The organism is Streptomyces viridosporus, from assembly GCF_002078235.1.
Taxonomy (GTDB): domain Bacteria; phylum Actinomycetota; class Actinomycetes; order Streptomycetales; family Streptomycetaceae; genus Streptomyces; species Streptomyces viridosporus.
Genome location: NZ_MSGP01000749.1, coordinates 1 through 7,452 on the forward strand (window position 1 = coordinate 1; position 7,452 = coordinate 7,452).

Here is a 7,452-nt window from a genome sequence, read left to right on the forward strand (position 1 = left end):
CCGCGCCCAGGCGCGCCGGCCCGGCCGGCGCGCCTGGGCGCGGTCCGGGTAGGTGTCGGCGAGGCGCCCGGCGGGCCGCTCCGTCTCGGCCTCGCGCGGCGCGGGCGGTCGGACGTCGGCGAGGCCCTGGGCCTCCCGGGCCGCGATCTCCTTGAGCCGCAGCGAGAGTTGGAGCGTGCTGGGCCGCTCCTCGGGGTCCTTCGCCAGGCAGGCGCGGACGAGCGGGGCCAGGGCGTCCGGAACGCCGTGCAGTTGGGCCTCCTCGTGCACGACGCGGTACAGCATCACCTCGGAACTGCCGTGTCCGAAGGGGGAGTCGCCCATCGACGCGTACGCGAGCGTGGCGCCCAGCGAGAACACGTCCGTGGCCGGGGTGACGGCGGCGCCGCGCACCTGCTCCGGGGCGAGGAACCCGGGCGAGCCGACGGCGGTGCCGACGTGCGTGAGCGTCGAGGCGCCGGTCGCCCAGGCGATGCCGAAGTCGATGATCCGCGGCCCCTTCGGGGACAGCAGGATGTTGGACGGCTTCAGGTCCCGGTGCACCACGCCGGCCTCGTGCACGGCGACCAGCCCCTCGGACAGGGCCGCGCCGATGGCGGCGACCTCGGCCGCGCCGAGCGGTCCCTCGCCGGCGACCTTGTCGTGCAGGGACGGGCCGGGCACGTACTGCGTGGCGAACCACGGCCGGTCCGCGTCGAGGTCGGCGGCCACCAGCCGCGCCGTGCAGCCCCCGCGGATGCGCCGTGCCGCCGAGACCTCGCGTGCGAACCGCGAGCGGAACTCCTGGTCCTCCGCCAGGTCGGGCCGGATGACCTTCAACGCGACCCGCTGCCCCTTCTTGTCGGAGCCCAGGTAGACCACGCCCATCCCGCCCGCGCCGAGCCGTCGGTGAAGTCTGAAAGAGCCGACGACGCGCGGGTCCTCGCGCCTCAGGCGCATCATCGCCATGTTCATCCCCGCTGCCCGGTCCTGTGCCGAGCCACAGCTTACGTTTCCCCGGCCGCCCGCGCGCAGAGGCCGCGCCCTCTCGGACCGATCGATTGTCAGTGCCGGGTGGGACACTTGAAAGGTGGTCAGGGAACGCGTGAGCCGGTCGGGGTCACGCGATGGACGATCCCAACCACCCGACACCGGAGGGGGATTGATCGCGTGAAGGGTGACCGCGTGGAGATAGTCGTGGACGCGGGGGACACGACGCGCACGTACGAGGTGGTGGCGAGCAGGGCCGGGCGCCGGGTGGAGACGGCGGTCCGCCGGGGGGTGGTCGAAGTGAGCGAAGTCACCCGAACCGGGGTCGTCGTGCGGACGGCCCGCTTCATGGCGAACCGGGTGCTGGCCCTGGTGGAACAGCCGGTGCCGCGGGAGGACGACACGGAGAAAACCGGACGGAGCGACCGGCCCCTCCGGGATGTCCCTGAGGCGTAGGGCTCCGTCTCCACCCAGGGGAGTACACCGCAGGACACGGCTCATCCTCCGGGAGGCCCGGCAATCGGTACGAGGGCATGACGTCCGGGGAACGCCGGACCCCTAGATTTGAGGTCGAGCGGCGGGTGCAGCACTCGTCCCCCGAGGTCGGACGCCCGCCGCTGCCAAGGACACCACACACAACGCGACAACACGACAACACGGCAACCGAAACGGTCAGGAGAGGGCCATGGCCCACACGGCACCGCGGACACTGGTCCGCGCGCGGGAGCGCATGGCGGGCACCGCCGGGTTCCGGCCGCGCCGCGAGGGCCGTCGCCACCCGCTGGTGGCGACGCTGATGGCCCTTCCCCTGGCGGTCCTGCTCCTCCTCGTCTTCGACGGGTGGGAGACGGTGACCACACAGGCGTCGTCCGTGGGCGAGATGCTGGGGCGCTGAGCGGCGACCCCAAGCCCGGAAGAGCGGTCCGGGCGGGGACATCCACCCATGAAACCCCGTGGGGACGGGGGTGCGGCGGACGGCACAGATGCCGGCGCAGCTGGGGAGCTGCGCCGGCATTGCCCTTGTCTCCGGCGGCCCGGCATCCCGGCGGCCCGGCATCCAGGCGGTCCGGCGAAGGCGCCCTTCCCCTCCGTCCCCTCCGCGTACCCTCCCTCCAGATCCGCACCCCAGGGAGCCCCGTGACCGCCGACGCCCTTCTCCCCGACCTCGCCGCCCGTGTCCGGGACATGGCCCACTCCCGCACCCCGGCCTGCCGCTGCGGGGCGACCGGCACCCTGGCCGACCGCCCCGACGGCACCGTCGTACGCCACGAGGACACCGTGGCGAAGGCCCACGCCCCGGGCGCCGACCCCGCCGCACTGGCCCGGCGCCTCGCCGCGGCCGCGCGCCTCCCGGACGTCTTCCTGCCCCCGCTCGACCCGAGCCCGGCCGGCCTGCACGACCGGCTCGTGACCTTCTGGCCGTACGGCGTCCCCGTCGACCCGGACGATCCCGACGCCGCCCCGTGGGAGGCCGTCGCCGCCCTGCTCGCCCGGCTGCACCGCACCCCTGCCCCCGTGCCGCTGCCCGCCATGCGGGGACCGGCCGAGGCGGCCCGCGCCGTCACCCGGCTGCGGGCCCTCGGTCCCGTCCCGGCCGCCGGCCCCGTGCTGCGCGCCTGGGCCGCCCTGCCCCCGTGGGCCCGCGCCGAGGCCCCCATGCCGGATGGCACCACCCTCTGCCACGGCGACCTCCACCTGGGCCAGCTCGTACGCGTCTTCGGCGGCTCCTGGCGGCTGATAGACGTCGACGACCTGGGCGTGGGCGTTCCCGCCTGGGACCTGGCGCGCCCGGCGGCCTGGTACGCGTGCGGGCTGCTGCCGGGGGAGGAGTGGGGGCGGTTCCTCGACGCCTACCGTGCCGCGGGCGGTCCGGCCGTCCCCGGCGGCGGCGACCCCTGGGCCGTGCTGGACGTCCCGGCCCGTGCCCTCACCGTGCAGACCGCCGCGCGGATGATCGTCAAGGCCGCGGCGGACGGACGGCACCCGGACGAGGTGGAACGGTCCGTGATCGACGCCTGCGCGCGCATGGCCGCGGTCCCGCCCCGGCCGGCGCACGCGTCCGCGGGCTAGGGTGCAACCGACCGGAGCCGGACGGAGTCTGTCCTGGCGACGTGTGAAGCAGGGCCGACCGGCGAGGAGTTGAATCGATCATGCAGTGTCCGAAGTGTCGTGCGCCGATGCACACCTACAACCGCAACGGTGTTCAGATCGAGCAGTGCAGCGGGTGCCGAGGGATCTTCCTGGACTACGGCGAGCTGGAGTCGCTGACCCGGCTGGAGGCCCAGTGGTCCCAGCCCGCACCGCCCGCCCCGCCCGCCGCTCCGCAGGCGTACCCGGCGACCCCGCAGCCTCCCGCGTGGGGTGCCCCGCACGGCGGCCACTACGGTCATCACGGACGGCACAAGAGCTTCGGACGCATGCTGTTCTCGTCCTGAGGACCCCGGAGACGACCGGACCCCCGGCCGCTGGCGCGGCCGGGGGTCCGGTGTGCGTGGACGATACTGGGATTGAACCAGTGACCTCTTCCGTGTCAGGGAAGCGCTCTCCCGCTGAGCTAATCGTCCTCGGGACCACGATCACTCCGAGGAGCGGATCATGGGCACTGCGTGCGCGATACTGGGATTGAACCAGTGACCTCTTCCGTGTCAGGGAAGCGCTCTCCCGCTGAGCTAATCGCGCGGGGGATCCGAAGATCCGGTGGACGATACTGGGATTGAACCAGTGACCTCTTCCGTGTCAGGGAAGCGCTCTCCCGCTGAGCTAATCGTCCTTGGAGGTGGAGACGGGATTTGAACCCGTGTAGACGGCTTTGCAGGCCGTTGCCTCGCCTCTCGGCCACTCCACCAGGAGCGGAGGGGACCGGGAAGCCCCCTCTTCCTTCGAGCGGACGACGAGGCTCGAACTCGCGACCTCAACCTTGGCAAGGTTGCGCTCTACCAACTGAGCTACGTCCGCCTGTCGTTTCGGTCGGCTTGCGCGTCCCGGCGACGAACTGAACTCTAGCGGATTCCGGGGCCAGCACAAAAACACGTTTGCGCAGCGTGCTGCGCGGAGTCCGCTCCCGGGCCCGGCCGGAGCGTCCCGGGGGACGCGACCGGGCCGCCCGGAGCGGGTCCGCCATAGACTCCTCGCGTGCCCGACCTCCCGCCCCTCGCCCGCTTCGGCGACCGCGTCGCCACCGGACTGCTCGACGTCACCGACGACCCCGCGGCCCTGGACTCCACCGGGTTCTGGGCCGTCGGCGCCGACTTCGAGGGCCGTCTGACCTGCGCGCGCTTCCGGGACGTCCGGGAGCGGCCGGTGCCGGCGCCCGTGCCGGGCGCCTGGCGGGGGCCGGGCCCCGACGACTGGACGTCCTCGCTGGACCGTGCCGCGTACACGGCGGCCGTCCGCCGCATCCGCGAGCACATCGCGGCCGGCGAGGTCTACCAGGCGAACCTCTGCCGTGTGCTGTCCGCGCCGGTGCCGTCCGACGCCGACGTGGACGCCCTCACGGCCCTGCTGGCCCGGGGCAATCCGGCGCCGTACGCAGGAACGATCCGTCTGCCCGGGCACGGCGTGGAGATCGCCACCGCGTCGCCCGAGCTGTTCCTGCGCCGCGCCGGGCGGACCGTGGAGTCCGGGCCGATCAAGGGCACCGGACGCACCGAGGCGGACCTCCTGGAGAAGGACTACGCCGAGAACGTCATGATCGTCGACCTGGTCCGCAACGACATCGGGCGGGTCTGCGCCACCGGCACCGTGACGGTGCCGGACCTGTGCGCCGTCGAGAAGCACCCGGGACTGGTCCACCTGGTGTCGACGGTGCGGGGCGAACTGCGTCCCGGGGCCGGCTGGCCGGAGCTGCTCGGTGCCGCCTTCCCGCCCGGCTCCGTCACCGGCGCGCCCAAGTCGAGCGCCCTGCGGATCATCGACGCGCTGGAGACGGCGCCCCGCGGCCCGTACTGCGGAGGCGTCGGCTGGGTCGACGCCGACCGCGGCACCGGCGAGCTGGCGGTGGGCATCCGCACCTTCTGGATCGACCGGGACGCCCGTGGCGGGGCCGTCCTGCGGTTCGGCACCGGCGCCGGGATCACCTGGGGCTCCGACCCCGAGGGGGAGTGGCGGGAGACCGAACTGAAGGCTTCCCGGCTGCTCGCGGTAGCGTCGGGAACGTACGAGGTGAGTGAAGGGACCTAAGAGGTGAAGATCTGGCTCGACGGCGGGCTGCAGGACATCGAGTCCGCCCGCGTCTCCGTCCTCGATCACGGGCTGACCGTGGGCGACGGCATCTTCGAGACGGTGAAGGCCGTGGACGGCCGTCCGTTCGCGCTCACCCGGCATCTCGACCGGCTGACCCGGTCCGCCCGGGGGCTCGGACTGCCCGACCCCGACCTGGACGAGGTCCGCCGGGCCTGCGCCGCCGTCATCGAGGCCAACCCGGTGCCGCTCGGCCGGCTGCGCATCACCTACACCGGTGGCCGCGGCCCGCTCGGCTCCGACCGCGGCGCATACGGCCCGACCCTCGTGGTCGCCTTCGAGGAGACGACCCGCCGCCCCGACTCCACCGCCGTCATCACCGTGCCCTGGGCCCGCAACGAGCGCGGCGCGGTCACCGGCCTGAAGACCACCTCGTACGCCGAGAACGTCGTCGCCCTCGCCCGCGCCGGCGAACGGGGTGCCTCCGAGGCGCTGTTCGGCAACACCGTCGGACAGCTCTGCGAGGGCACCGGGTCCAACGTCTTCGTCGTCCTCGACGGCGAGATCCACACCCCGCCGCTCGCCTCCGGCTGCCTGGCGGGCATCACCCGCGCCCTGGCCGTCGAGTGGACCGGCGCCCGGGAGACCGATCTGCCGATGGACGTCCTGGAGCGGGCCGAGGAGGTCTTCCTCACCTCCACCCTGCGCGACGTGCAGGCCGTGCACCGCGTCGACGACCGGGAGCTGCCCGGCGCCCCGGGCCCGGTGACCGCCAAGGCCATGCGGATCTTCGACGAGCGCTCGGGCGCCGACCTCGATCCGTGACGGTCCGGACATTCGGCTGACCCGGGGCACGGCAGCGGGTAGAACACCCGTGATGACCACGACCCTGCGGCCGGCCGAGCCGCTTCAGCAGAACCCCGACGGCACGCGTTCGCGCCGCTACCAGGTGTGCGTGAACAGTCGTCCCGTCGGGGAGGTCCACCTCGCCACGCACCCGGTCTTCGGTGCCGGGGTGGCCCGGATCCTGCACCTGCGCGTCGAGGAGCCGGACCGCCGGCGCGGCCGGGGCACGGTGGCCGCGCTCGCGGCGGAGGAGGTGGTGCGCGCCTGGGGCTGCCGCCGCATCGAGGCGACCGTCCCCGCCGACGCCGGACCGGCCCTCCGCCTCGCCACGGCGCTCGGCTACGTGGTGCGCAACCGCGGCATGGAGAAGCCGCTCGGCGACACCCCGCCCGCTCTTCCGGCGGGCAGCGGGGCACGGCCGATGACCGACGCCGAGTACGGACCCTGGAGGGCCAGGGGCGACGAGGAGTACGCGCGGAACTGGACCGCGCGCGGGGTGCCCGAGGCCGAGGCGCGGGCCAAGGCGGAGCGGGACCGGGTCGTCCTGCTGCCCGAGGGCCGCGCCACTGCGGGCATGCTCTTCGACGTCCTGGAACACGAGGGCACACCCGTGGGAACCCTGTGGCTCTCGGTGAGCGGGGAGCACGGCTACGTCTTCGACGTCGAGACCGACGCCGCCCACCGCGGCCGGGGACACGGGCGCTCCCTCATGCTGCTCGCCGAGGCCCGGTCGGTGGCCGCGGGCAAACGGATCCTCGGCCTCAACGTCTTCGCCGGCAACACGCCGGCCGAGCGGCTCTACGCGTCGCTCGGCTACACGACCGTCGAGTACTCGATGTACAAGCCGCTGCTGTAGCCGCCGGCGGGGCTCCCGGTCACCCCTCCCCTCCGGCCAGCAGCCGGTCCGCGATCTCCTCGATGCGCTCGCGCAGGCCCTCCTGGCTCTTGCCGCCGTCGAGGCGCTCGCCGCCGATCACATAGGTCGGGGTGCCCGTCACCCCGATCGCCTTGCCCTCGGCCTGGTCCGCGTCCACGATCAGGGTGTGCCGTCCGTCGATCAGCGCGGTGTCGAACTCCTCGGCGTCCAGGCCGAGTTCCCGGGCGACCTCGACCAGGAAGGGCTCTCCCCGGCGGTCCAGCTCCTCGACCCGGCCCAGCACCGCCTCGACGTACGGCCAGCCCCGCCCCTGCTCCAGCGCCTCCTCGGCGGCCTGGGCGGCGGCGAAGGAGTGCTTGTGCTTCTCCAGCGGGAAGTGCCGCAGGCGCACCTCCAGGCGGTCGCCGTAGCGGGCGCGCAGGGCGCGGAGGTCGTCCAGGGCGGTGCGGCAGTCCGGGCACTGGAGTTCGCACCACACCTCGAGGACGGGGGCGGTGGGGCGGGCGGGGGAGGAGTCGCTCATGGCCACAGTCTTCCAGCCGCGTCCCCGGCCACCCAATCGGACCCCGGCCGGTCCGGAC

The 7,452-nt window shown here is 73.8% G+C and carries 9 protein-coding genes and 5 tRNA genes; 7 read left to right on the forward strand and 7 right to left on the reverse strand.

Annotation, left to right across the window (positions count from 1 at the left end; translation table 11 throughout):
* Window positions 1–954: serine/threonine-protein kinase (locus B7L92_RS36980; RefSeq protein ID WP_107501731.1), on the reverse strand; the 954-nt coding region annotated here is incomplete at its 3' end.
* Between the two features lie 195 nt (window positions 955–1,149).
* Here B7L92_RS36980 and B7L92_RS36985 point away from each other — a divergent pair.
* From B7L92_RS36985 to B7L92_RS37000, 4 genes are all read left to right on the forward strand, one after another.
* Complete coding sequence (locus B7L92_RS36985) at window positions 1,150–1,425, forward strand: DUF8836 family protein (protein WP_081241518.1); 276 nt, start codon at window positions 1,150–1,152, stop codon at window positions 1,423–1,425.
* A gap of 229 nt (window positions 1,426–1,654) precedes the next feature.
* Window positions 1,655–1,864 carry a hypothetical protein gene (locus B7L92_RS36990; RefSeq protein WP_081241519.1) on the forward strand — a complete coding sequence of 70 codons (210 nt, stop codon included), beginning with the start codon at window positions 1,655–1,657 and terminating at the stop codon, window positions 1,862–1,864.
* 242 nt (window positions 1,865–2,106) lie between these two features.
* A complete protein-coding gene (locus B7L92_RS36995; RefSeq protein WP_081241520.1) occupies window positions 2,107–3,039 on the forward strand; it encodes a phosphotransferase in 933 nt (310 codons plus the stop codon).
* An 80-nt stretch (window positions 3,040–3,119) separates the two neighbouring features.
* Window positions 3,120–3,404: a TFIIB-type zinc ribbon-containing protein gene (locus B7L92_RS37000; protein ID WP_081241521.1), complete on the forward strand. Its 285-nt coding sequence runs from the start codon at window positions 3,120–3,122 to the stop codon at window positions 3,402–3,404.
* A gap of 57 nt (window positions 3,405–3,461) precedes the next feature.
* On the opposite strand, the gene B7L92_RS37005 is transcribed toward B7L92_RS37000, so the two are convergent.
* The 5 genes from B7L92_RS37005 to B7L92_RS37025 all read right to left on the reverse strand — a co-directional run bounded on the left by B7L92_RS37005 (window position 3,462) and on the right by B7L92_RS37025 (window position 3,924).
* A tRNA-Val gene (locus B7L92_RS37005) sits at window positions 3,462–3,533 on the reverse strand.
* A gap of 43 nt (window positions 3,534–3,576) precedes the next feature.
* Window positions 3,577–3,648 (reverse strand) — tRNA-Val (locus B7L92_RS37010).
* A gap of 19 nt (window positions 3,649–3,667) precedes the next feature.
* A tRNA-Val gene (locus B7L92_RS37015) sits at window positions 3,668–3,739 on the reverse strand.
* A gap of 1 nt (window position 3,740) precedes the next feature.
* Window positions 3,741–3,814: transfer RNA gene (locus tag B7L92_RS37020), tRNA-Cys, on the reverse strand.
* Between the two features lie 37 nt (window positions 3,815–3,851).
* A tRNA-Gly gene (locus tag B7L92_RS37025) sits at window positions 3,852–3,924 on the reverse strand.
* 177 nt (window positions 3,925–4,101) lie between these two features.
* On the opposite strand from B7L92_RS37025, the gene B7L92_RS37030 reads away from it, so the two are divergent.
* Genes B7L92_RS37030 through B7L92_RS37040 form a run of 3 tightly spaced genes read left to right on the forward strand, consistent with a single transcriptional unit; the run spans window position 4,102 to window position 6,850 of the window.
* Window positions 4,102–5,148 (forward strand): chorismate-binding protein, encoded by a 1,047-nt coding sequence (locus B7L92_RS37030; RefSeq protein ID WP_081241522.1) that lies wholly within the window; start codon window positions 4,102–4,104, stop codon window positions 5,146–5,148.
* Window positions 5,149–5,151: 3 nt separating this feature from the next.
* A complete protein-coding gene (locus tag B7L92_RS37035) occupies window positions 5,152–5,973 on the forward strand; it encodes an aminotransferase class IV (RefSeq protein WP_081241523.1) in 822 nt (273 codons plus the stop codon).
* A gap of 52 nt (window positions 5,974–6,025) precedes the next feature.
* Window positions 6,026–6,850, forward strand: coding sequence for a GNAT family N-acetyltransferase (locus B7L92_RS37040; RefSeq protein ID WP_081241524.1), 825 nt, complete (start codon window positions 6,026–6,028; stop codon window positions 6,848–6,850).
* A gap of 19 nt (window positions 6,851–6,869) precedes the next feature.
* Here B7L92_RS37040 and B7L92_RS37045 read toward each other — a convergent pair whose 3' ends face one another.
* Window positions 6,870–7,394: a DsbA family protein gene (locus B7L92_RS37045; RefSeq protein ID WP_107501732.1), complete on the reverse strand. Its 525-nt coding sequence runs from the start codon at window positions 7,392–7,394 to the stop codon at window positions 6,870–6,872.
* Between the last annotated feature and the right edge of the window lie 58 nt (window positions 7,395–7,452).